The following is a 1,179-nucleotide window of genomic DNA, read 5'->3' as shown; positions in this document are numbered from 1 at the left end:
GTGGTGGGTGATCAAACAGTCCACGGCACTTCAAACTTAAAAGACACCAACATTGAGGGTGATTTGACCACCACTGGCGACCAAACCACTTTAGGCAGCAGCCTAACTGTTGGCGACAGCACCACACTGGGCAATTCATCCACAGCAGGCAACTCTTTGGTGGGTGGCTCACAAACTGTGGTGGGTGATCAAACAGTCCACGGCACTTCTACATTACAAGGTCAAGTCAATGCTCAAAATGGTTTGGATGTTAAAGGTGACACTACCGTTGAAGCCATGACTGCAAGCGAGGTTATCACTGCCGAAAAAGGCGTTGAGCTTGGAGAATCTGGTGTTGTTGCTCAAGGGGATACAAAAGCTGTTACTGGTGATGCAGTTCACACAGCGATTGAACAATCAGCAGACAGCCTTGCGATGCAATACACAGGCGACAATGGAGTAATTGTCTCTCGCACCAAAAACGATGTTTTGACGGTCAAAGGTGAAGCCGCAGGTGAGGTAACAGCCGTTAAAAATATCAAAACCACCGCAAATGTTGATGGTAGTATTGCTGTTGAATTGGTGAAGAATGTGGATTTGGGCACAGATGGCAGCCTATCAACAGGCACACTTGCTACTGCAGGCGATGCAACCATCGGCGGTGACACCACTACTTTAGGTGACAGCACCACTTTAGGCAGCAGCCTAACTGTTGGCGACAGCACCACGCTGGGCAATTCATCCACAGCAGGCGACTCTTTGGTGGGTGGCTCACAAACTGTGGTGGGTGATCAAACAGTCAACGGCACTTCAAACTTAAAAGACACCAACATTGAGGGTGATTTGACCACCATTGGCGACCAAACCACCTTTGGTAATTCAACCACTTTAGGCGACAGCCTAACTTCAGGCAACTCAAGTGTGGGTGGTGACTTGGCGGTGGTTGGCTCATCAACCATCGGCGGTGACAGTCGTGTCAAAGGCAGTCAAACAGTCGATGGCGACAGCACCACGTTAGGCAGCAGCCTAACTGTTGGCGACAGCACCACATTGGGCAATTCATCCACGGCAGGCAACTCTTTGGTGGGTGGCTCACAAACTGTGGTGGGTGATCAAACAGTCCACGGCACTTCAAACTTAAAAGACACCAACATTGAGGGTGATTTGACCACCATTGGCGACCAAACCACCTTTGGTAAT

At 49.8% G+C, this 1,179-nt stretch carries 1 protein-coding gene; it reads left to right on the top strand.

Annotation, left to right across the window (positions count from 1 at the left end):
- Positions 1 to 1,179, top strand: a 1,179-nt coding sequence (locus ACERCF_RS12450) for a hypothetical protein (protein WP_373625780.1), incomplete at both ends; no start/stop codon positions are given.

The organism is Mannheimia kashgarensis (genome assembly GCF_041807705.1).
Taxonomy (GTDB): Bacteria; Pseudomonadota; Gammaproteobacteria; order Enterobacterales; family Pasteurellaceae; genus Mannheimia.
The sequence above is the reverse complement of the archived record's forward strand: the minus strand, read 5'-3'. Positions and strand labels throughout refer to the sequence as shown.